Genomic DNA, 20,847 nt, shown 5'->3' with positions numbered 1-20,847 from the left:
CAACCCGCATGGCGAAGACCTGGCTGATCACCGGCGCCTCCCGCGGGATGGGCCGCGAGCTCGTGGAGCAGGCGCTGGACCGCGGCGACCGGGTGGCGGCAACGCTGCGCCGGCCCTCGCACCTCGACGACCTCGCGCGAAAACACGGCGACCGCCTGTGGCGCGCGGCGCTGGACGTCACCGACACGGCACGGCTGCGCGCCGTGGTGGCGGCCGCGTTCGCGGAGCACGAGCGGATCGACGTGGTCGTCTCGAACGCCGGGTACGGCGTGTTCGGCGTCGCCGAGGACCTGACGGACGAGCAGATCGACCAGATGATCGCCACGAACCTGACGGCGTCGATCCAGCTCGCCCGCGCGGTCGTCCCGGGCCTGCGGGCGCAGGGCGGCGGCCGGCTGATGCAGCTGTCCAGCATGGGCGGCCAGATCGCGTTCCCGGCCTTCGCGCTGTACCACGTCTCGAAGTGGGGCATCGAGGGCTTCTACGAGGCGCTGGCCACGGAGGTGGCCCCGTTCGGCATCGAGACCACCCTGATCGAGCCGGGCATGGTCCGCACGGGCTTCTTCGACGCGGCGACCCGGGTGCCGGTCAGCGAGCCGTACCGGGGTGGTCCCGCCGACCGGCCACCCGTACCCGAGGAGCAGTTGACCGACAGCCTGGAGAAGACGGTGGCAGCCATCATCGCGACCGCCGACTCCCCCGACCCACCCCGCCGGTTGGTGCTGGGCTCCGACGCGTGGCACCTGATGACCACGACGCTCCGCGAACGCCTGTCGGCCATCGAGGCCCAACAGGCGTCCGCGGCCACGGCCGATCTCTAGGCCTGCTCGACGGAGAAGGTCGCCACGACACCGTTGTGGTCGGACTTCGTGCCGCCGACGATGTCGTAGCCGGTCATCCACATCAGCTGGTACGCCGGCAGGCGCTTCCAGAAGTAGACGTAGTCGATGTGCCGGTTGCCGTGCGTGCCGGTGCCCTGCTCGCCGTACAGGTTGTAGTTGGAGCGCAGGTTGGGCAGCTCGTTGGCCTCGAAGACCTGCCATGGGAACTTCGCGTACCCGTACGCCCGGTCGGCACTGAAGTCGACGTTGAGGTCGCCGCTGACGATCACCTGGCCCTCGCGCTGCTTGTCGACCGCCAGGTCTTTGAGACCCTGGAACTGCGCCTCCGCACACTTCGTGCGGGGCAGGTCCTCCGGACGCCCGGCATTCTCGATGCTCGCCACGGCGTGCGCGTTGATGTGGACGACGTTGCGGCCGCTGGCCTTGTGCCGGTACTTGACCCAGTTGTTGTAGCGGGCCGGCGGCACCTCGCCCGGCCCGTTCGTGTCGCACACGAAGATCGAGCCCTGGTCGACCACGTCGAACGCGCTCTTCCGGGCGATCAGCGCCTCGCCCGCCTGGTTGGTGCCGCCCGGCGCGTACAACCACCAGCCGTTGTCGGTGGCCCAACTCTGCAGCAGCGCCTTGCGGTTGCCGACCTCGTTGAGGCCCACGAGGTCGGCCTTCCCCGCGATCAGGTTCAGGTCGTGGAGGAAGTCGGCCTGGTCAAGTCCGTTGTAGATGTTCAGGGTGGCGGCCTTGAACGTCACGCCCGCCGCGGCCGCCGGCGTGGCGGGCAGGAGGCCGACCACCAGCGCGAGCACGCCGGCCAGAGCGAACCATTGTCTCTTCTGTCGCATCGCGCCAAGCTATCGATCAAACTCGACGCGTCGGCGAACGGCTCACTGCCAGTTGATGTCCACACCATCGATCTTGTGACGCAAAGCCGACCGCTGTCCAATCGGTGACCGGGCGGGCGGCGCGCGGTTCTTATGGTCCGGCCGTGACCCAACACAGCGACCAGTCGTGGGTACGCGCCACCGCCGCGGAAGTCAGTGCGTTGCGCGGCCGGCCGCTCGCCGACGCCGCCATCGCCGCGATCGGCGGCCGGCTCGGCACCGACCTCGCCACCTACGCCGAGCTCGACCTGGCCACCCTGCGCCTGCCCGACCTCGCCGCCGACCGGCCCGTCGAGCGGGCGCTGCTTCGGCAGATGCACGACCGGCTCACCGCCCATCCGCTGTTCGCGGCCACCGTGCGCGGGTCACGCCCGTACCCTGGGCCGCCCTTGCAGGTCACCGACGTGCTTCCCGAACGCCAGTGGCGGCAGCACGCGGTCTACCGCGAGATCCATGCCCCGCAGGGCATCGGGGCGCACACGGTCGCGCTCGTGGTCGGGTCGCCGCCGTTGCTGAGCTGGTACCAGTTCAACCGCGACCGCGCCTTCGACGCCCGGGAGATGGACCTGCTGGAACGCATCCAGCCCGCGCTGATCGCCCTCCATCGGCCGAGGCCGGCTTCCGACAGCGCGCCCTTGACCGCGCGGGAGGTCGAGGTCGTCCGCGGCATCGCCGACGGGCTGACCGTGCCGGCCACCGCGCGCCGGTTGGGGCTCGCGGCCGGCACGGTGCGCAAACACCTGGAGAACGTGCACCGCAAGCTGGGCACCTCCGGGCCGGTCGCCACCGTGATGAGGGCGGTCGAGCTCGGCATCCTGGAGGTGCCCGGCCGGCGTCCTACATGACCGCGCAGGGCAACGGCTTGCCCTGGCATGCCTGGAGCAACGAGCCCACGTCGATCGTCCCGATCACCTTGCGCCCGAGGACCACGTCGACGGTCGCGGTGGTGTCGACGAACGGCAGGTCGACCACGACCTCCGCCTCCTCGAGCCGCCGCAGCCCGTGCGCGTTCTGCTTCGAGTCGTACGTGCGCACGGCGAGCGGGTCGTCCATCGTCAGGGTGTCCAGCACGGCACCGGCGCTGTCCCGCAGCCGCACCGAGAACGGCCCGGTCGAGCCACGCAGCGACGAGGTGAAGCCCCGGTCGATCTCCATGAGAGTCGGCGTCACCGCCGACGCCGAGACGCGCAGCCCGAGTCGCACGTGCGCGCCCTGAAGCGGGTCGGTGAAGTCGACCGACGGTGCCGGTTGGACCGGAGCGGCCCGCATCGGCGCGCCCTGGGCCGCGATGGCACCCATCCCCAGTGCCGCTGCGGCCAACACCACGACGGCGACCAATCGGGTACGTCGGCTCAGCATTGTGCCCTCCCACACTTCGCGAAGGCCGCCTCGGCCGCCCGCAGGTCGTCGGCGCGTTCCACGGTGTTGCTGATCATCACGTCGGACGTCGGCCCGTCGCTGCGCCACCAGCCGGTCCGGCCCGTACTGTCGGCGATCTCGTTGCAGGTGCTCGCGTTCGAACCGTCGCGTTGGCAGGCGGCCTGCGAGCTGTAGGTGTTGATCCCCGCTCCGAACGAGTAGCCGCCGTCGCAGCAGTACTCGTCGCCCTCGTGGTAGGCGTCGTGATGGAACTCGTGCCATCCCACGGTCGGCGAGTCGGCCGTGAAGATGTTGCCGGTGGCGTTGTCGCGGCAGTTGACCGTGTGCAGGATCCCGTTCGCCTCCGCGAAGCTCACCGGGCTGAACTGCCCGCGCTCGCACAGCGCGTCGGTGTCCGAGGTGACCTTCACCTCCACCGGGATGTTCTGCACCCAGATGCCCACCTGCGACCAGTGCGTGGCGACCGAGCTAGGGAAGATCCGCCCGCGTACGCCGAGCAACTGCCACGCGTTGTCCTCGACGGCGGCGCCGAGCTGCCGCGCGCCCACGAGCGTCGAGGTGTTGTAGCCGCTTCCCGGCGCGTACGCCACGTCGAGGGTCTGGTTCAAGGGTCTGTTGGCGAGTTGGCCGTTCTTGTTGACCGCGGCGGGCACGCTGGCCCGCCACAACGGCACCAGGGTGACCTCGGGGCCCTGCGACGGCTCGGGCGAGTTCAGGTCGGTGATGCGCCAGTCGGCCGTCGCGGTCGCCGGGTCCGGCACACCCTCGGCCTCGCTCGCCGTGATCCGGTAGGCCACGGCGTCGCCGGCGAGGATGTCGGACGGGATGACCGCCTGGCACTCGGCGGTCTGCACGCAGGTCTTGACCACCCGCGGTGCCAGGGGCAGCGGCCGGGTGATCCAGCCCGCCGGGCTCATCTCGACGGTGATCCGCGCCGCCGGCCGGGGGTTGTGGTCGCCCGCGACCACCTTCGCGCGGATGGAGGTGCCGGGCACGGCCTGCGGGTTGACCGCGGGGACGCCCGGCTCGGCCAGCGCGTACACCTCCAGGCCCGGAGGGGGGTCGACCGCGCTCGTCGTGAGCGAGACCGGCGGGAACGGCCGCCCGTCGTCGGCGTTGCCCTGCAGGGTGAACACGTACGAGCCGGGCAGCGCCCAGGTCCCGTCGGCGTGCCGGCCGTTCCAGAGGAACGAGATCGGTCCGGCGGCCCGGCGCTGGTCGCCGGTGCGGAAGACCTCCACGCCGGCCCGGAACACCACCATGCGGAAGGTGCCGGTGGCCGACGCGACCGCGCTGACGGTGATCGGCCCGCTGCGGTACTGCCACTGCGACACCGGCTGGCTGGCCATGTTGGTCAAGGTCAGCCCGGCCCGCTGGATCACCCGGGCATGGCCGACGCGCGCGGTGCTCGCGTCTATCGGGTCGACGACCGTGACGTCGTACGCCCCGACCGGTGCGAAGGAATAGTCCGGCATCCGCCCGTCCCAGGTGATGTTGAAGGCAGTGCCGTAGAACGGCGCCTCGTAGAGGACGAACGCGGCGCCGGTGCTCAGCGAGGTGACGACGAACCGCAGCCCTGAGGGCACCGACAGGTTGCCGCTGATCGTCAGCGTCTCCCCGAGCCGCGGGTCGAAGTCGCGGGGCACGCCCGCGGTGGGCGGCGAGTTGAGCGTGATGGTCGTCGGCCGGGCCGTCACCGTGACCGTGAACAGGGCCCACGACGGCCCGCCGCTGGTGCGCCACGTCGAGGTGTTGTTGCGCCCGCCGAGCAGGCTGTAGGTCGCCCAGTCCTTGGCCGTGCCGGGGTTGAGGTCGGCCTGCTCGCGACTGCCACCCTCGGTGGAGTCGTCCTCCCAGAGCTCGAAGTTGACCCGGAAGTCCCCGGTGACGGTCCGCGGGGTGGCACAGATCGTGTTGGGCGTGGTGATGTCGGTCCCGCCGGCGGCCGGAAGCGCCATCTCACACCGGAACTGCTGCCCGTTGTCCTGAGTGATGATCGCGACCCCGAAGAGCTCCGGAGTGTCACAGATGACGAGCCAGACCCGGTCGAGGCATTCCGTCGTATGCATCTCGTTGGCCGTGACGGAGACGGTCGAACCATAACTGGCCGCCGCCGGCGTGACCGGCAGACCAACCAGGACGGCCGCCCCCACGACCGTCGCCAGCGCGACCGCCAACAGCGACCGCACCCTCTTCCGCATGCGCTTCACGCACAATCCCCCCTCGAACCGAACCCACAGCGGGATCGGTGGGGATAACTGTGCGGAGCGGTCACGGGGTTAGCGATACGCGGATGCGCGTACCCGAATCGGGGTCGCCTATAGTGACCCGCCGTGCTTGAGGATCTCGACCGCTTCGACTGGAAAGGGCTTGGGCCCTACGGCGGGTACGCGGACATGCCGCGCGTCATTCGGGGCGTGGCGGCCGGAAGCGAAGAGGAGCTTGACGAGCTCACGAACCTTGTCTGGCATCAAGGTATGAGCACCGATGCCACCACGGCGGCGATTCCGTTTCTCGTGGAGACGCTGGACTCGCCTCGTGTCGACCGGGTCGCCGTGTTGGGGCTGCTCGCCAGGATCGCTGTCGGGAGTTACCACTCGCCGTTCCAACCCGAGGGCGACCAACAGCACGCCGTCGTCTGCGCCGGGCGGCCGGTGTTCCTGCGGTTGCTCCAGGAGGATCCCGGCCCGGAGGTGCGGCGCGCGGCGGCTCAGACGATCGGCCTGCTGTTCGCCGACGATCCTGACGCTGCCGGCACGACCGCGCGGCTGCGGCGGGCCGCGAAGTCCGACCCGAGCGACGAGGTGCGTGCCGACGCGGTCATCGCGCTCGGTGACCTCGGTGTGCCGGTGGACGGCTTCCTCGCCGACCCGGCCGACCTGGTGCGGCTCGCCGCCGCGCTGGTGCTCGTCTCGACGCGTGCCGACGACGCGGTCGTCGCCGTCATCGAGGGGACGAGGCCGGAGGCGATCCCGTGGGTCAAGTCCCGCCCCGGCGTCGGGCGGCTGCCGTTCCTCTGGCTGCTCGGCTGCGTCGAACCCCACTGGGACGTCCAGGTCCGACTGGTCACCTCGTGGCTGGGTCATCCGGACTTCCGGGTACGCGCGAGCGCCGCCCACGCCGCCATCGCGCCGATGTCCGCGTGGCGACCCGCCCCCGCGAAGCTGGCCCCGGCGTTGGCGGCCGCATTGTCGGACAGCTCCGAGATCGTGCGCTTCGCAGCGGCCTGCAGCCTCGCGGCCGCCGGCGTCGGGCCGATCTCCTCCGCGGCGGACGAGCTGTGGGCCACCGTGCTCGGTGGCGGGGGTGCCGCCACCTGGGCGCTGATCGCGCTGGCTCGGATCCGCGATCCGCGCGCCGACACATACCTCGCCGAACGGCTGTCCGGCCCTGGCGAGGCGGACCTCGGCGATCTGAAACACGCGGTCGACGCGTTGGGGTCCTGGGCAATCGCCTGTGCCGCGGTGATCGGCGGCACGATCGAGCGCACCGACGACCAGCACGAGCGCATCATCATGCTCGGGGCCGCGGGCCGGATGAAGTCGCCCGACCTGCTGCCGATGCTGCGGCGCGAAATCGTGCGGCAGACGCGCTTCGCGGTGCGGCCGGTCGGCAAGCTCGGGCCCGCGGCCGCACCCGCCCTCGCCGAGCTCACCGCACTGCGCGACACGGCGCGCGACGAGGTCGACCGGCTCAACGCGGCCTGGGCCATCTGGCGCATCACCGGCGACACACAGCAGCTCATCGAGGTCGCGCGGGTCGACCTCGAGAACGCGCGGGCATTGGACGCCCTGGCCGACGTCGAGACGGCGGCGGCCGATCTGGCTCCGTCGCTGGTCCCGTTGTTCGACGGGTCGCGTTACGAAAGCCTTCCGGTGCCTGAGCGCAACGGCATCGCCCGCAACGCCGCCATCGCGTACTGGTACCTGACCGGGAACGCCGAGCCCGTCGTGCCGTTCCTGGCGAGCCAGCTCGAGCGGGGGCAGGGCGACTTGGCCGTGGCCCGCTGCCTCGCGGAGATCGGCCCGGCCGCGGCGGCCGTGCTGCCGCAACTGCGCCGCATCGTCGCTGACGAGGAGCGCACGTTCCGCGCGATGGACGACGAGACCGCGGTCTTCCATGACGACCTGTTCGTGCACACGTGCCGGGAGGCGGTCGCCCGGATCAGCGGGTAGCGGGGGTCGGTCATGCTGGGGGTATGCGGTTGATCCTCAATGTCCTCTGGTTCGTCTTCGGCAGTGGGTTTCTGCTCGCGATCGGGTACGGCATCGCCGCCCTTCTCTGCTTCGCGCTCGTCATCACCATTCCGTTCGGCGTCGCGGCTATGCGGCTCGCCGCGTACTCCTTGTGGCCCTTCGGGCGCACGGTCGTCAGCAAGCCCGAGGCCGGCGTGGCCACCGGTGCCGCCAACATCGTGTGGGTCGTCGTCGCCGGCTGGTGGCTGGCGCTCGCCCACATCGTCGCCGGGGTCGCGCAGTGCGTCTCGATCATCGGGATTCCGTTCGGCATCGCCAACTTCAAGCTCGTCCCAGTCGCGTTCTGGCCCCTCGGTCGCGACATCGTCGACCTGGACTAGGCCCGATCGGGCGACCCCGCGCAGGTGGAACGCCCGAGGCCCGTCGGTCATCGGACAGAGCCGCCGCACCCGCCGACATAGCCTGCGGGACCGGGAACACAGGCGCGGCGTTGGGAGACGGCCATGGCTCGCTCGATCCGCTTCATCCTCCGCAACCGGCAGGGCCGGACCCGCCACAACCACAACTGGGACGCCATCTCGCAGGAGTCCGCCGTCCTCATGACGGCCGCGCAGTGGCAGTTCTCCGGCGGGATCTTCGGCGCCGCCGGTCGTCCCGTCCTCGGCGAGCCCGGGCAGGAGCCGAACGTCTACATCACCAACATCGGTCCGCACGGCCAGCCCGGCGGCGAAGCCGGCGGCGTCGAGTTCCTGCTCCACGCGGAGTCCACCACCCCGATCGACGTCATGATCACCATCACCGTCTTCGACCCGGTCGAGAGCTTCGACGTCTTCGGCTGACCGGTGATTTCGCCGATCCGCACCGGCGAGAGTCCCGCTTGAATCGATGGCTACAAATCTCATCGATGACGGAGGGATCTCGACATGTCTCGGACCCGAATACTCGGGGCGGCGGCCCTGAGCGTGGTGACACTGGCCGCACTGGCCACCCCGGCGTCGGCGGCGACCACGGTCTACAGCGAGACCTTCGCCGCCGGCCTCGGCACCTTCACCGCGTCCGGTTCCGTCGCTACCGGCAGCTACGGGGCCCGGTTGCGCGGATCGGCGGCGGCCATCACCTCCAGGACCATCGACCTGACCGGGTACGGCGACGCGACGCTCTCGTACACCCAGGCGACCTCGGGTCTGGATCTCGGTGAGTCGTTCACCGCCGCCTACTCCGTGGACGGCGGCGCGTTCACCACGCTGGAGTCCGCGCGGACCGCGAGCGGCGCGGCGTCGTTCGACCTGCCCCCGGCGGTCGACGGCCGCGCGCTGCGGCTGCGCTTCTCGCTCAACGCCAGCAGCGTGCTGGAGACCCTGACCGTCGACAACGTGCTCGTCGTGGCCGAGGACGGCGACGACCCGGACCCGCCGGGCGGCTCGCTGCCACCGGTCAGCGACGTCACCCGGCCCGGGCCGTACGCCGTGACCGTCGACCAGACCGCCGGTCCCGACGACGACGGATGGTTGGTGTATCCGACCAACGCCGGCCAGAACGGGGTCGACCACCCGATCCTCGTGTGGGGGCCGGGCGCGGGGTCCGGTCCCGCCGACTACTCGGACATGCTGCGGCAGTGGGCCTCGCACGGGTTCGTGGTCTACAGCGAGGTCTCGTCGAGCAGCGGCGCCTACATGGTCGCCGCGCTGGACTGGTTGGAGGACCAGAACGCCAGCCCGAGCAGCCCGCTCTACCAGGACCTCGACACGTCCGCGGTGGCGTTCGGCGGCCACTCCCGCGGGTCGATCGGCACGTTCGACGTGGCCGACGAGCCGCGCCTGACGACCACCATCCACGTGGCCGGCGGCTCCTTCGACGGCAACGGCCCGGACAACCTGCGCAAGCCGACCCTGTACATCGGCGGTGACGAGGACTTCGCCACCGCCAACATGGAACGCGACTACACGAACACCGACGTGCCGGTCTGGTTCACCGTCCTCGACGGCACCGACCACATCTACGCCACCCGCAATGGCCAGCACATCATCACCGCCTGGCTGCGGTGGCAGCTGGCCGGCGAGAGCTTCCGCCGCACCACGGACTTCCTGAGCCCCACCTGCACGTTCTGCGCCCTCGGCGACGTCCGGTTCAAGGGACTGTGACCGACCCGCCGCCCCGCCCGCGCCGTGCGACGGCGGGGCGGCACCCGGTCGGCCCTTCCGTGCGGCGACACACTGCCGTAACACTGGTCGCCATGGATCCGCGTCAGGTGCGCTACTTCCTGGCGGTGGTCGAGCACGGCGGGTTCGGTCGCGCCGCCGCCGCACTCGGTCTCGCGCAGCCGACGGTGTCGCAGTCGGTGAAGGCCCTGGAGCGCGAGCTCGGTGTCGCGTTGTTCCGCCGGGACTCCCACGGTGTCGTGCCCTCCGGCGCGGGACGCCGGTTCGTGGGACCGGCCCGGCAGCTCATGCACGACCTGGCGCGGCTGGGCGCCTCGGTGGGCGGGCACAGGCGTCCCGTGCTCCAGCTCGTCGCCGGTGCGCCGCTGGCCACCCATCCCGGCGCCGAGCTGGTCGGGTCCTTCGTCGCGGAACACCCGGACGTCCTCGTGCACATCGACCGCGTGCCGGACCGGTCGGCGGGCGACGACGACACGGTGCTGGCGAGAGTCCGCAGTGGAGCGAGCGAGCTCGGCCTGGCATACCTGTCCGGGCCGGCCGTCGAGCTCCGCACGGTCGAGCTCGGCCGGCACGCGTTCGTCCTGGCCTTCCCGCCCGGCACGCGGCTGCCCGACCGGCGGGTGCCGCTCAGCATCCTGGACGACGGACCCCTCATCGGCGTGCCGCCCGGGGCGAGCCAGCGGAGGCTGATCAAGGCCGCCCTGCACACCCGGGGTGTCCGGCCCCGCGTCGTGGTGGAGAACGGCCAGCGGGACCTGTCGGCGGCGCTGGTGCTCGCCGGGGTGGGTGCCGCGTTCCTGCCCGACGCCGCCGCGGCCGCCATCGCCGCGCGCGGAGCGGTCGTACGGGTCATCGACCCGCCACTGCACCTGGCGTACGGGCTCGTGCACCGGCCCGCCCCGCTCACCGCCATCGCCGAGGCCTTCGTCGACCACGTGCGCGGGTGAGCGTGGACATCCGTCGACTGGAACATTTCGTGGCCGTCGTCGAGCACGGCAGCGTGAGCGGTGCCGCGGCGGCCCTGCACGTGGCCCAACCGTCGCTGTCGCAGTCGATCCGTGCGCTCGAACGCGAGCTCGGTGTGACGCTGTTCGACCGGCGGCACCGCGGGCTCAGCCTCACCACCGACGGCAAGGCGCTGCTCGACCCCGCGCGGCGGGTGCTCGACGACGTCACCGCCGCGCGGGCGGCCGTACACGACCCGGATGTGCCGGCCCTCGGTGTGCTCAACCTGGCCGTGCACGACATGCTCGCCGTCGAGCTGACCGAGGTGCTGGCCGACCTCCGACACGCGCGGCCGGACCTGTCGACCCGGCTGTTCGCGGCCCGCGACGAGGACGACGTCGTCCGGCTTCTCGTCGACGGGCACTGCGACGTCGCCCTGACCTACCTGCCGGTGCGCCACCCCGACCTGCGCGGCCACGTGCTCGGCACGCGCGACGTCAGCCTGATCCTGCCGCCGGCCGACGCGGGCCGGCCCGACCCGCTGCCGCTGGCCGCGCTCTCCGGCCTGGCCCTCGTCGACACCCTGCGGGAGTTCACCGCCGCCCGGGCGACGATCCGCGCCACCCTGGCCGCGCACCAGGTGGTGATGCGTCCCGCGGTGCGCAGCGCCCACCGCGAGGCGATCGTGCCGCTCGTGCTCGCCGGCGCCGGCGCGGCCTTCGTGTCGGACCGCTACGCGCGGGAGGCGGCGGCCCGCGGCGCGGTGGTCCGGCGCCTCGATCCGCCGATCGACGTCACGTACGGCCTGCTGTTCCGCAAGGGCGCGCTCGCACCGGGCGCCCGCCTCCTGGTCGACAGGATGCATAGATCTATGTGATGCGCCTATGGGGACAGTGGAATTTGGTCTTTGCTTTCTCACTGCGCACCGTTTGTGATCGAGCGCGTCCCGTCGGTTGACATCGAGGAGGAGCCGATGGCGCGCCGCGCTCGCGCATCCCGGATCTGGTACCTGCTGTTGGTCCCGCCGACGGTGGCCCCGTTGCTGACGCCGCTGTACAACCGGATCGAGCCCACGCTGTGGGGCCTGCCCTTCTTCTACTGGTACCAGCTGATGTGCGCGGTCCTCGCGATGGTCTTGATCACCCTCGTGCACGTGGCGACCCGCGAGCGGCGGCACGGATGGCAGTAACGGTCTTCCTGACGCTGCTGGGCGCCATGCTGCTGCTGGGCTTCGCGGCGGCCCGGTGGCGCCGGCCCGACGACATCCACAGCCTGGAGGAGTGGGGCGTCGGCGGCCGGGCGTTCGGCAACTGGGTGAGCTGGTTCCTGCTCGGCGGCACCATGTACTCGGCCTACACCTTCGTGGCCGTGCCGGCGCTGACGTACGGCGTGGGCGCGGTCGGCTTCTTCGCCGTGCCCTTCGCGATCATCACGACGCCGCTGGCCTTCGTCTTCACGGCCCGGATCTGGTCCGTGGCCCACCGGCACGGGCTGCTGACCCCCGGTGAGTTCGCCCGCGCGCGGTTCGGCTCGACCAGCCTGGGCGCGCTCGTCGCGCTGACTGGCATCGTCGCCACCATGCCGTACGTGGCCGTGCAGCTCCTGGCCCTGAAGGCGGTTTTCAGCACGGTCGGGGTCAAGGGTGAGTGGCCGCTGCTGATCGCGGTCGCGATGGTCTCGCTCAGCACGTTCCGGTCCGGGCTGCGGGCACCCGCGCTGCTGTCCATCGCGAAGGACATCCTGCTGGCCTGGGTCGTGCTCTCCGCGCTGCTGGTCGTGACGATGTCGAGTGGCTGGGGCGAGATCTTCCGGCGGGCCGGGGGCTGGTTCGCCACCACGCCGTCGCCGAACGACGGGCTGATCCTCAGCGACACCGGCCAGCTCGGCTTCGTCACGCTGGTGCTGGGCTCGGTGCTGTCGGTCTTCGCGTACCCCCATGCCGTGACCGGGATGCTCGCGGCCAAGGACCGCGCGACGGTGCGCCGCAACATCGCCGCCTCACCGATCTACTGTCTGGTCCTCGGCCTGATGGCGCTGCTCGGCTTCTTCGCGCTGACCGAGGGGATCCGGCCGCTCGACGGTGACCTCAACACGGTCATGCCGCAGATGTTCCAGAAGCTCTTTCCGGCCTGGTCGGCCGGGATCGCGTACGCGGCCCTCGGGGTGGCCGCCCTGATCCCGGCGGCGGTCATGTCGATCTCGGCCGCGAACGCGTTCACCCGTTCGATCTACCGGACGTACCTGCGGCCGGCCGCGACACCGGCCGAGGAGGCCCGGGTCAGCCGCTGGGCGTCGCTCGTCGTCAAGTTCGGCGCGCTCGGCGTCATCCTGCTGCTCCAGCCGTCGTACGCCGTCGACCTCCAGCTCATCGGCGGGGTGATCATTCTGCAGACGATCCCGGCGGTGTTCGTCGGGCTCGCGACGGGCTGGTTCGACTGGCGGGCCCTGGTCGCGGGCATCGGCACGGGCCTGGTCACCAGCCTGGTGCTGCTCTGGGACATCCAGCAGGTCGGCCCCGGCGGCCAGGTCGTCAAGGCGCACTTCGGCGGGTCGAGCATGCCCGTCGGCGACACGGGGTCGACCGTCTACGTCGGAGTCGTCGCGCTCGCGGTGAACCTGCTCGTCGCCACGGTGCTGACGCTGCTGCTGCGGCTGCTGCGCGTCCCGCCGGGCCGCGACCGGACGATCCCGGCCGACTACGTCGCCGACGTCGACGACCCGATGATCAAACGGCTCGACGAGATCCTCGACGGGCTGCCGGCCAGACCGGGCGGCGCCCACGCCCGTACGGCCGGGTCCCGCTCGCCCTGAACCCCGGGTGGGCTAGGTTGCTGGCCATGCGTAGGTGGCCGATCGGGCTTGCCCTCTGGTTCCTCGTGCTGGCGGCGGCCGAGCTCGCCGGCCTGGTGGCGGTCGTCCGGTTCTTCGTGCTCTCCGAGCACGGGCAGCAACTGGACACCGTCGCCCTGAGCGGCAACTGGATCGGGCGGGCCCGGATCGGCGACGTGGTCGACACGATCCTCAACACCGTCTCCGCGGTCTCGCTGCTCGCCGCCACGGCCACCATCGGCTTCATCGCCCTGATCCGGCGGCGCGTGGCGGTCGCCGCTGGCGCGATCGTGCTCATCGTCGGCGCGAACGTCACGACGCAGGTGCTCAAGCGGCTCCTCGTGCGACCGGAGATCGGCGTCGACGTCGAGCGGGCCGCGGCCGGCAACAGCCTGCCGAGCGGGCACACGACGATCGCGGCGGCCGTGGCCGTCGGGCTGCTGCTGGTGCTGCCGGCCCGGCTGCGCGGCGTCGGCGCCGTGCTCGGTGCGGCCGCCGCCGCGATCGTCGGCGTCGCCACACTGTCGGCCGGCTGGCACCGGCCCAGCGACGTGGTGGCGGCACTGCTCGTCGTCGGCGTCTGGTCGTGCGTGGCGGGCCTGTTCATCGTGGTCGCGCAGCGCGGCCACGGTGACGTCGACTACGGGCGGGCGAACCGGGTCGCCCTGGTCACCCTCGGCCTGGCCGGGCTCGCGTTCCTCGCCGGCGCGGGGCTCGCGATCGGGCTGACGAACCAGGTGCTCTCGACACCGGTCGACGACCTGAGCCGGGCCCGGCTGCTGACCGCGTACGGCGGCGGCGCGCTGGGCATCGCCGGCACCGCGAGCCTCGTCGTGGCCTCGGTGCTGGCCACGGCGCACCGGGTGGTGCCGGCGGTGGTGCAGGCGCCGGCCGTGGTCGAGGAGCCCGCTACTTAGGGCTTGCGGGCCAGCCCGCCGTAGACGGACACCGCCGTGTCGGTCGGCGGCTCCCCCGCGTCGGCGTCGGGACGCCACGCCGGCAGCACCTGGACCCCCGGGTCGACCAGGTCGAGGCCGGTGAAGAACCGCTCGATGTCCGGCTTGGACCGCACCTGCATGGTCACACCGCTGCGCCGGTAGACCGCGGCCACGCCTTCCCAGGCGCCCGGGTCGAAGTCGCCGGTCAGGTGCGACAGCGCCAGGTAGCTGCCGGACGGCAACGCGTCGAGCAGGCGCCGGACGACGCCGTACGGGTCGTCGCCGTCACCGACGAAGTGCATGATCGCGATGAGCAGCAGGCCGACCGGCCGGTCGAGGTCGATGGTCGCGCGCAGGGCCGGCGAGGCGAGCAGGGCGTCGACGTCGCGCAGGTCGGCGTCCAGGTATTCCGTGCGCCCCTCCGCGCTGCTGGTCAACAGGGCCCGGGCGTGCACGAGCACCATCGGGTCGTTGTCCACATAGACGACGCGGGCGTCCGGGGCCACGGACTGGGCGACCTCGTGGACGTTGGGCGAGGTCGGAATGCCGGTGCCGATGTCGAGGAACTGCCGGATGCCGGCCTCGGCCGCGAGGTGGCGCACCACCCGGCGCAGGAAGGCGCGGTTCTCCCGGGGTGGGATCCGGCTGTTGGGGTTGGCCCGCAGACCCTGCGCGGCGGCGGCCCGGTCGGCTTCGAAGTTGTCCTTGCCGCCCAGCAGGTAGTCGTAGACCCGGGCCGGATGCGGCCGGTCCGCGTGCAGATGCGCCAACGCCTCGTCGGTCATCGCGCCATCGTATGCGGACTCCGGCGCGCGAGGTGGACCCAGATGTCGGCCGAGAGCTCCACTGTGGCCGGCAGGACCCGCAGAATCGCCGCCAAGACCTGCTCCCGCACCGCGACCGGCAGCTCCAGATAGGCCGACACGGTCGACAGATAGCCGACGTAGTCGCGCGCGCCCACGCTGAGCCGACGCTCCACAACGGACTGGCGCACGTCGGTGAAGAGCTCCGACGCCCGCAGCTCGGTGCCCGGCCACTGCATCTCGTGCTCGGGCGGTATGCCGTCGGGCGACGGGATCTCGTCGGTCTCCAGGAACGGCGCCCGGGCGACGTGCACGGCCTGGGCGACGGCGGGATCGGCCAGTTGGAACGGCCCGCCGCACGAGCAGACGACGCCGCCGGGCTCCAGCAGCGCGGCCACCTTCGCCCACCGCCCCGCCGGATCGGTCCAGTGGAGTGCGGCCGCGGCGTAGAACAGGTCGTAGGTGTCCCCCAGCGGCAGGTCCTCGAACGTGGCCCGCACGGTGCGGACGGTCACGTGCCGGCGAAGCTCGGCGAGCATGGCCTCGTCCGGGTCGGTCGCGGTGACCTCGATCCCGGCCCCTGCGAACAGCCGGGTCGCCTTGCCCGTCCCGGCACCGATCTCGAGCGCGGTGCGGACCGGCCGGGGCGCGTACGCCAGCACCAGGTCGAGCAGCTCGTCCGGATAGCCGGGCCGGAACCGTTCGTACGCCTCCGCCACGGACCCGAAGCTCAGCGCGCGCGAAGACATGGCGAGCATCCTGACATGGGCACCCGCCCGCCCGCGCGGTCTTTTCCCGCCGAACCGCCCGCGATCGGGACCCCGCGGGATTAAGCTCGAAAGTTGGACGGCCCTCATGACCGAGATCCGCACGCCCGACCAACGCCTTCGGGTCTTCGTCAGCTCGACGATGAACGAGCTGGCGGACGCCCGGGTCGCCGCGCGCCGGGCCATCGAGCAGCCACCAACAAGTTCGTCGGGCGCCGGCACGAGCTGCAAACCTTGCGGGCGCTGTCGACCGACCCGCAGACCCGGCTGGTCACGCTCGTCGGGCCCGGCGGGATCGGCAAGACGCGGCTGGCCGTGGAGCTCGTGGCGGCGGTCGCACCCGAGTTCGCCTCCGTCGCCACCGTCGACCTCGACCAGCTGTCCGCCGCGTCGCAGGTGCCACCGGCGATCGCCGCCGCGCTCGGCGTCCCCGAGACACCCGGGATCGCGCTGCTCGACGCGCTGGTCGGCGCCGTCGACGCGCACCGGGTCCTGCTCCTGCTCGACAGCTTCGAGCACGTCGTCGACGCGGCCCCGGTGATCGCCGAGCTCGTGACGCGTACCTCCGGCCTGACGGTGCTGGTGACCAGCCGGGAGCCCCTGCACCTCAGCGGGGAGCACGTGTTCGAGGTGCCGGCGCTCGGGTTGCCCGACTGGTCGGACAGCACCGACCACGCCAGGCACTGCGACGCGGTCGCGCTGTTCGCCGACCGGGCGGAGGCGGCGGGCGCGCACCTGCGCCTCGACGACGCCGAGGTGCGCACGATCGCGGAGATCTGCCGCCGCCTCGACGGCCTCCCGCTCGCCATCGAGCTGGCCGCGCCGCGCACCAGGATGCTGGAGCTCGACGACCTGCTGCGGCGGCTGGAGGACAGCTTCGACATGTTCGCGCCGGGCGCCCGCGACCTGCCCTCCCGGCAGCGCACGCTGCACTCGACCATCGCCTGGAGCTACGACCTGCTCGACCAGGCCGACCAGCTCCTGTTCACCCACCTCGGCGTGTTCGCCGGCAGCTTCCGGCTGGAGGCGGCGGAGGCGATCTGCGGCGCCGACCCGGCGGCCCCGGTGTTCGACGGCATCTCGTCCCTTGTGGACAAGGCGTTGCTGCGGCCGGACCACTCCGTGCACGGAGAGCCCCGCTTCGCGATGCTCCAGGTCGTGCGGGAGTTCGCGACCGGCCGCCTGACGGACGCGGGTGAGGCCGACGACCTGCGCCAGCGGCACGCCGAGTACTTCCGCCAGCAGACCCTCGACGTCGGCGCGGCGGTCGCGGGCCACCCTCGGATCCGGCCGCTCGTGCAGCTGTGCGTCGCCGACCACGACAACTTCCGCGCGGCGCTGCAGTGGTTCCTCGCCACCGGCGACACCGATTCGGCGGTACGGATGGGGCTGGCGATCTGGCCGGTGCTGTTCACCCAGGGCCTGGCCACCGACGTCGAGGACGCCATGGAGCGGGTCCTCGGGTCGGGACCGGGCCTGCCCGAGGGCACGCGCGCGCACGCCCGGCTGGTGTTGGGCATGATGGCCTTCCTGCGCGGGGACTACGCCCGCGCGGCGGACGTGCTGCCCGCCGCGCACGAGCGGTTCGCCCGGCAGGACGCCGAGCGGGAGGCGGCGACGGCATCGGTCGCGCTCGGTCTCATGCGGGTCCCCGCCGACCCGGCCGACGGCGAACGCCAGCTCTCCGGAGCGGTCGACACGTTCCGGCGGCTGGGCGACCCCTGGTATCTGAGCTTCGCCCTATGCGCGCTGGGCTCGGCCCGCGTCACCATGCACCGCGCCGACGACGCGATCGCCCCGCTGGAGGAGGGCGAGCGGTACGCGGCCGAGATGGAGGACGACGCCCTGCTGAGCAACGGCCTCGTCGCGCTCGGGCGGGCGCACCTCGGGCAGGGCGACTTCGCGGCGGCCGGCCGGGAGATCGGCGACGCGCTGCACCGGGCCGTACGGTTCGGCAGCCGGGAGACCATTCCGCGGGCGCTGGACGCCCTGGCCGCGGTCGCCGAGCGGACGGGCGACACCGACCGCGCCGCGACCCTGTTCGGTGCGGCCCTGGGCGTACGCGGCGTGCTGGGCAGTGACGTCTGGGGCATCGACCGCGAATCCCACGCCGAGACCGCCGAGCGCCTCCGGAGCGACCTGGGCGACGAGCCGTACCGCCGGCTCACCACCCAGGGCGCGAGCCTGGCCCTGGACGACGTGCTGGAGCTCTGACGCCGGGCGTAGGCTCTCGTCGATGGGTGAGCGGCACGTGCGGCGGCAGGTGCCACGCTGGTCCGAGCTTCGGCCGCTGGTGCGGGTCGAGGTGCCGGCGTGGCGGCGCCGCGCGCGGGTCCGGCGGGCGGCCAGCATCGCCGACCTGCGGTCGCTGGCCCGCCGGCACACCCCGCGCGCGGCGTTCGACTACGTCGACGGCGCCGCCGAGGGCGAGCTGAGCCACGCGCGCAGCCGGGCCGCGTTCGCGCGGGTCGAGTTCCGGCCCCGGGTGCTGCGGGACGTGTCCGACGTGGACACCGGCACCACCCTGCTGGGGCGGCCCGCCGCGCTCCCGCTGGTCCTCGCGCCGACCGGCTTCACCCGGATGATGCACCACGAGGGCGAGCACGCCGTCGCCGCAGCGGCCGCGGCCACCGGGGTCCCGTACACGCTGTCCACGATGGGCACCGTCGCTCCCGAGGAGCTGGCCGGGAGCGGCGAGCGCTGGTTCCAGCTCTACCTCTGGCGGGACCGGGCGGCCACCAAAGACCTCGTGGCCCGGGCCGCGGCCGCCGGCTTCCGCGCGCTCATGCTGACCGTGGACACCCCGGTGTCCGGCTCGCGCCTGCGGGACGTCCGCGACGGGCTGACCATCCCGCCGAACCTGACGCTGCGCACGCTGGTCGACATGGGCCGCCACCCCTCCTGGTGGTGGCACCTGCTGAGCACCCCGCCACTGCGGTTCGCCTCGCTGGACAGCACCGACGGCGCCCTCGCGGACCTGGTCGACCGCGTCTTCGACCCGTCGATCACGCTCGCCGACCTGGCCTGGCTGCGGGACGTCTGGACGGGGCCGCTGATCGTGAAGGGCGTCCTGGACGCCGCCGACGCCCGGACCGTCGTGGACGCGGGCGCCGACGCCGTCGTCGTGTCCAACCACGGCGGCCGCCAGCTCGACCGCGTCGCCACCCCGCTCGAGGTGCTCCCGGCCGTCGTCGAGGCGGTCGGTGGCCGGGCCGAGGTCTACCTCGACGGCGGGGTCCTCGACGGTGCCGACGTCGTGGCCGCGGTCGGGCTCGGTGCGCGGGCCTGCCTGGTCGGCCGGGCGTACCTGTACGGGCTGATGGCCGGCGGCCAGGACGGTGTCACCCGGGCACTCGACATCCTGCGCGCGGACGTGCGGCGTACGCTCGCCCTGCTCGGAGCTCGCACCATCGACCAGCTCGGACCGGATCGCGTACGCCTCCGGCCGTAGCCCAGGGGGAAAGCACGTGGAACAGTTCGCGGTCGCCGTCGGCGCCGGCTCGTTGCGGTCCGAGGACGGGTCGGTGGTCCACTTCCCGCACCGCTGGACGCCGGAGGGCGTGACGGTCGAGGCCGACTTCACCGGTGCCCACCTGCTGCACCTGGCCGCGGCGGGCTGCGTGCTCAACGACCTCTACCGCGAGGCCGCCACCCGCGGCCTCGTGCTGGACGGCGTGCGGGTCACCGCCCGGGGCGGCTTCGACGACGACACCTGGGCGTCGACCGGCATCACGTACACCGTCGAGGTGGACTCCGCCGAGGCCACCGAGGACCTCGCCCGCCTCGTGGTCCACGTGGACGAGATCGCCGAGATCCCCCGCGCCCTCCGCCTCGGTGCGCCGGTCCGCCGGGGGCGCTAGCCCACCAGCTTCCCGATGTTCTCCGGTGCGAAGAACTCCACCGGTGACGTGACGCCGGAGTTGAGGCGCATGAAGGCGTCCATCGCGTCCTGCTTGCCGGCGATCGCCGAGACGAGCTGGACCATCTGCTCGTCCGGCGGCTGGAGAGCGGCGATCTGCAGGGTCATCTGGTAGACCGGCATCGCGCGGGTGTCGCGGGCGGCGTGGTAGCCGGCCAGGGCCGAGTCGTAGGCCTCCTTGCCCGCCAGCGCCGCCTCCAGCGCCTCGGCGAGCCGCTCGGCGTCGAGGAACGCGTCGGTGATGCCCTGCGCCGTGATGAAGTCGCGGCAGTAGCCGGCGTCGCCGACCAGGGCCCAACCCGGCCCGTACGGCAGCCGGAAGTAGTTCGGCACCGAGGTGCCGACGATCCGCTCCTCGCGCTTGGCGCGGCGGATCCGCTCGGCGAACGCGGGCGACGTCTCGAACGTCGCCATCAGCTCGGCCTCGACGTCGTTGCGGTGCTCGGCGAGCTCCGCGTGCGGCCAGCCGCCGATCACCAGCGTCAGGTCGTCGTTCGTCGGGCAGACCGCCCAACCCCGGCCGGGCCGGCTGTACGCCTCGAACGTGTCGGTGGGCAGGCCGCTCCAGTAGGAGTAGTAGCCGACGGTCAGCGCGGGCCGGTCCTCGTAGACCGGTGGCGCCATCGTCTTGGCCACCACCGAGTTGCGGCCGTCGGCGCCGACCACCACGCGGGCCCGCTCCACAACGGACGCACCGCCGTGGTCGTGCCCGCGAATGCCGGTCACCTGGCCGTCGTCGACCAGCACCTCGTCGACGGTGAACCCTGCACGGACCTCGACGCCGGCGGCCGCGGCGGCATCCACCAGGATCTTGTCGAGCAGCTGGCGGCGCGGCGCGTACGCGTAGGGCGACTCGGCGTCGCCCGGCGCACCGGCCAGCGTGACCGGCCCGAAGTCGAACGAGTAGCGGCCCACGGGCGGGCAGCCGGTCGCCACGACCTGGTCGAGCAGGCCCCACCGGCCCAGCGCGGCCGCGCCCGGCGGGTGGATGACGTGGGTCGACACCGTGTCGCTCGGAAAGGTCGCGCGGTCCACCAGCAGGACCCGATGGCCCTGCCGGGCCAGCAGCATCGCCAACGGCGACCCCGCGCAACGCGCACCGACCACAATGACGTCGTACGACAGATCCGCCATGTCACCCCTTACTCGGTTCCCCGAGCCATGATGGAGCGATCATCGTCCACTGTGAAG

20 protein-coding genes are annotated in these 20,847 nt (G+C 72.3%); 14 read left to right on the top strand and 6 right to left on the bottom strand.

The genetic code is table 11. From position 1 onward, the window contains the following. Positions 1 to 8 precede the first annotated feature (8 nt). Positions 9 to 821: an SDR family oxidoreductase gene (locus CHC05_RS28885; protein ID WP_089253758.1), complete on the top strand. Its 813-nt coding sequence runs from the start codon at positions 9 to 11 to the stop codon at positions 819 to 821. Here the strand turns inward: CHC05_RS28885 and CHC05_RS28880 are convergent. Then, complete coding sequence (locus CHC05_RS28880; RefSeq protein ID WP_089253757.1) at positions 818 to 1,681, bottom strand: endonuclease/exonuclease/phosphatase family protein; 864 nt, start codon at positions 1,679 to 1,681, stop codon at positions 818 to 820. The two genes, CHC05_RS28885 and CHC05_RS28880, sit on opposite strands and share 4 nt — an antisense overlap. Before the next feature lie 143 nt (positions 1,682 to 1,824). Between CHC05_RS28880 and CHC05_RS28875 the strand changes: the two genes are divergently transcribed. Further along, positions 1,825 to 2,565 (top strand): helix-turn-helix transcriptional regulator, encoded by a 741-nt coding sequence (locus tag CHC05_RS28875; protein ID WP_089253756.1) that lies wholly within the window; start codon positions 1,825 to 1,827, stop codon positions 2,563 to 2,565. On the opposite strand, the gene CHC05_RS28870 is transcribed toward CHC05_RS28875, so the two are convergent. Together CHC05_RS28870 and CHC05_RS28865 are read right to left on the bottom strand one after the other, a co-directional pair. Continuing rightward, entirely contained in the window at positions 2,558 to 3,079 is a 522-nt protein-coding gene (locus CHC05_RS28870; protein ID WP_144022818.1) for a hypothetical protein, read from the bottom strand. The two genes, CHC05_RS28875 and CHC05_RS28870, sit on opposite strands and share 8 nt — an antisense overlap. Beyond that, entirely contained in the window at positions 3,073 to 5,310 is a 2,238-nt protein-coding gene (locus CHC05_RS28865; RefSeq protein ID WP_144022817.1) for a hypothetical protein, read from the bottom strand. The genes CHC05_RS28870 and CHC05_RS28865 overlap by 7 nt, the downstream gene beginning before the upstream one ends. A gap of 267 nt (positions 5,311 to 5,577) precedes the next feature. Between CHC05_RS28865 and CHC05_RS28860 the strand changes: the two genes are divergently transcribed. From CHC05_RS28860 to CHC05_RS28820, 9 genes are all read left to right on the top strand, one after another. Further along, entirely contained in the window at positions 5,578 to 7,275 is a 1,698-nt protein-coding gene (locus CHC05_RS28860; RefSeq protein ID WP_179266425.1) for a HEAT repeat domain-containing protein, read from the top strand. Between the two features lie 23 nt (positions 7,276 to 7,298). Continuing rightward, positions 7,299 to 7,676 (top strand): YccF domain-containing protein, encoded by a 378-nt coding sequence (locus tag CHC05_RS28855; RefSeq protein ID WP_089253752.1) that lies wholly within the window; start codon positions 7,299 to 7,301, stop codon positions 7,674 to 7,676. Between the two features lie 123 nt (positions 7,677 to 7,799). After that, positions 7,800 to 8,135, top strand: a complete 336-nt coding sequence (locus tag CHC05_RS28850; protein WP_089253751.1) for a hypothetical protein — start codon at positions 7,800 to 7,802, stop codon at positions 8,133 to 8,135. 84 nt (positions 8,136 to 8,219) lie between these two features. Then, a complete protein-coding gene (locus tag CHC05_RS28845; protein ID WP_144022815.1) occupies positions 8,220 to 9,437 on the top strand; it encodes a poly(ethylene terephthalate) hydrolase family protein in 1,218 nt (405 codons plus the stop codon). 92 nt (positions 9,438 to 9,529) lie between these two features. Next, positions 9,530 to 10,402 (top strand): LysR family transcriptional regulator, encoded by an 873-nt coding sequence (locus tag CHC05_RS28840; RefSeq protein WP_089253749.1) that lies wholly within the window; start codon positions 9,530 to 9,532, stop codon positions 10,400 to 10,402. Beyond that, complete coding sequence (locus CHC05_RS28835) at positions 10,399 to 11,277, top strand: LysR family transcriptional regulator (RefSeq protein ID WP_089253748.1); 879 nt, start codon at positions 10,399 to 10,401, stop codon at positions 11,275 to 11,277. Before CHC05_RS28840 ends, CHC05_RS28835 begins: the two co-directional genes overlap by 4 nt. Positions 11,278 to 11,373: 96 nt before the next feature. Continuing rightward, a complete protein-coding gene (locus CHC05_RS28830) occupies positions 11,374 to 11,589 on the top strand; it encodes a DUF3311 domain-containing protein (RefSeq protein ID WP_089253958.1) in 216 nt (71 codons plus the stop codon). Then, positions 11,580 to 13,211 carry a sodium:solute symporter family protein gene (locus CHC05_RS28825; RefSeq protein ID WP_089253747.1) on the top strand — a complete coding sequence of 544 codons (1,632 nt, stop codon included), beginning with the start codon at positions 11,580 to 11,582 and terminating at the stop codon, positions 13,209 to 13,211. The genes CHC05_RS28830 and CHC05_RS28825 overlap by 10 nt, the downstream gene beginning before the upstream one ends. Before the next feature lie 26 nt (positions 13,212 to 13,237). Beyond that, complete coding sequence (locus tag CHC05_RS28820; RefSeq protein WP_089253746.1) at positions 13,238 to 14,146, top strand: phosphatase PAP2 family protein; 909 nt, start codon at positions 13,238 to 13,240, stop codon at positions 14,144 to 14,146. On the opposite strand, the gene CHC05_RS28815 is transcribed toward CHC05_RS28820, so the two are convergent. Together CHC05_RS28815 and CHC05_RS28810 are read right to left on the bottom strand one after the other, a co-directional pair. Then, positions 14,143 to 14,952: an SAM-dependent methyltransferase gene (locus tag CHC05_RS28815; RefSeq protein WP_089253745.1), complete on the bottom strand. Its 810-nt coding sequence runs from the start codon at positions 14,950 to 14,952 to the stop codon at positions 14,143 to 14,145. The genes CHC05_RS28820 and CHC05_RS28815 overlap by 4 nt on opposite strands. Continuing rightward, positions 14,949 to 15,719, bottom strand: coding sequence for a class I SAM-dependent methyltransferase (locus CHC05_RS28810; protein ID WP_089253957.1), 771 nt, complete (start codon positions 15,717 to 15,719; stop codon positions 14,949 to 14,951). Before CHC05_RS28810 ends, CHC05_RS28815 begins: the two co-directional genes overlap by 4 nt. 252 nt (positions 15,720 to 15,971) lie before the next feature. Between CHC05_RS28810 and CHC05_RS28805 the strand changes: the two genes are divergently transcribed. Genes CHC05_RS28805 through CHC05_RS28795 form a run of 3 tightly spaced genes read left to right on the top strand, consistent with a single transcriptional unit; the run spans position 15,972 to position 19,597 of the window. Further along, positions 15,972 to 17,951, top strand: a complete 1,980-nt coding sequence (locus CHC05_RS28805) for an ATP-binding protein (RefSeq protein ID WP_089253744.1) — start codon at positions 15,972 to 15,974, stop codon at positions 17,949 to 17,951. Positions 17,952 to 17,973: 22 nt separating this feature from the next. After that, a complete protein-coding gene (locus tag CHC05_RS28800; RefSeq protein ID WP_089253743.1) occupies positions 17,974 to 19,188 on the top strand; it encodes an alpha-hydroxy acid oxidase in 1,215 nt (404 codons plus the stop codon). 16 nt (positions 19,189 to 19,204) lie between these two features. After that, on the top strand, positions 19,205 to 19,597 hold the full coding sequence (locus tag CHC05_RS28795; RefSeq protein WP_089253742.1) for an OsmC family protein: 393 nt from the start codon (positions 19,205 to 19,207) through the stop codon (positions 19,595 to 19,597). On the opposite strand, the gene CHC05_RS28790 is transcribed toward CHC05_RS28795, so the two are convergent. Continuing rightward, the gene (locus tag CHC05_RS28790) at positions 19,594 to 20,790 is read right to left on the bottom strand and encodes an NAD(P)/FAD-dependent oxidoreductase (protein ID WP_089253741.1); all 1,197 of its coding nucleotides are present in this window, start codon (positions 20,788 to 20,790) and stop codon (positions 19,594 to 19,596) included. The two genes, CHC05_RS28795 and CHC05_RS28790, sit on opposite strands and share 4 nt — an antisense overlap. Between the last annotated feature and the right edge of the window lie 57 nt (positions 20,791 to 20,847).

This window comes from Asanoa hainanensis, assembly GCF_900188485.1.
Lineage (GTDB): Bacteria > Actinomycetota > Actinomycetes > Mycobacteriales > Micromonosporaceae > Asanoa > Asanoa hainanensis.
This window is presented reverse-complemented; position numbering and strand designations above follow the sequence as displayed.

Coding starts and splice junctions, on each gene's coding strand:
- CHC05_RS28885 (WP_089253758.1), top strand. CDS start 9: ATGGCGAAGACCTGGCTGATCACCGGCGCCTCCCGCGGGATGGGCCGC.
- CHC05_RS28815 (WP_089253745.1), bottom strand. CDS start 14,952: ATGACCGACGAGGCGTTGGCGCATCTGCACGCGGACCGGCCGCATCCG.
- CHC05_RS28800 (WP_089253743.1), top strand. CDS start 17,974: ATGGGTGAGCGGCACGTGCGGCGGCAGGTGCCACGCTGGTCCGAGCTT.
- CHC05_RS28880 (WP_089253757.1), bottom strand. CDS start 1,681: ATGCGACAGAAGAGACAATGGTTCGCTCTGGCCGGCGTGCTCGCGCTG.
- CHC05_RS28810 (WP_089253957.1), bottom strand. CDS start 15,719: ATGTCTTCGCGCGCGCTGAGCTTCGGGTCCGTGGCGGAGGCGTACGAA.
- CHC05_RS28860 (WP_179266425.1), top strand. CDS start 5,578: ATGAGCACCGATGCCACCACGGCGGCGATTCCGTTTCTCGTGGAGACG.
- CHC05_RS28840 (WP_089253749.1), top strand. CDS start 9,530: ATGGATCCGCGTCAGGTGCGCTACTTCCTGGCGGTGGTCGAGCACGGC.
- CHC05_RS28830 (WP_089253958.1), top strand. CDS start 11,374: ATGGCGCGCCGCGCTCGCGCATCCCGGATCTGGTACCTGCTGTTGGTC.
- CHC05_RS28850 (WP_089253751.1), top strand. CDS start 7,800: ATGGCTCGCTCGATCCGCTTCATCCTCCGCAACCGGCAGGGCCGGACC.
- CHC05_RS28855 (WP_089253752.1), top strand. CDS start 7,299: ATGCGGTTGATCCTCAATGTCCTCTGGTTCGTCTTCGGCAGTGGGTTT.
- CHC05_RS28870 (WP_144022818.1), bottom strand. CDS start 3,079: ATGCTGAGCCGACGTACCCGATTGGTCGCCGTCGTGGTGTTGGCCGCA.
- CHC05_RS28825 (WP_089253747.1), top strand. CDS start 11,580: ATGGCAGTAACGGTCTTCCTGACGCTGCTGGGCGCCATGCTGCTGCTG.
- CHC05_RS28820 (WP_089253746.1), top strand. CDS start 13,238: ATGCGTAGGTGGCCGATCGGGCTTGCCCTCTGGTTCCTCGTGCTGGCG.
- CHC05_RS28845 (WP_144022815.1), top strand. CDS start 8,220: ATGTCTCGGACCCGAATACTCGGGGCGGCGGCCCTGAGCGTGGTGACA.
- CHC05_RS28790 (WP_089253741.1), bottom strand. CDS start 20,790: ATGGCGGATCTGTCGTACGACGTCATTGTGGTCGGTGCGCGTTGCGCG.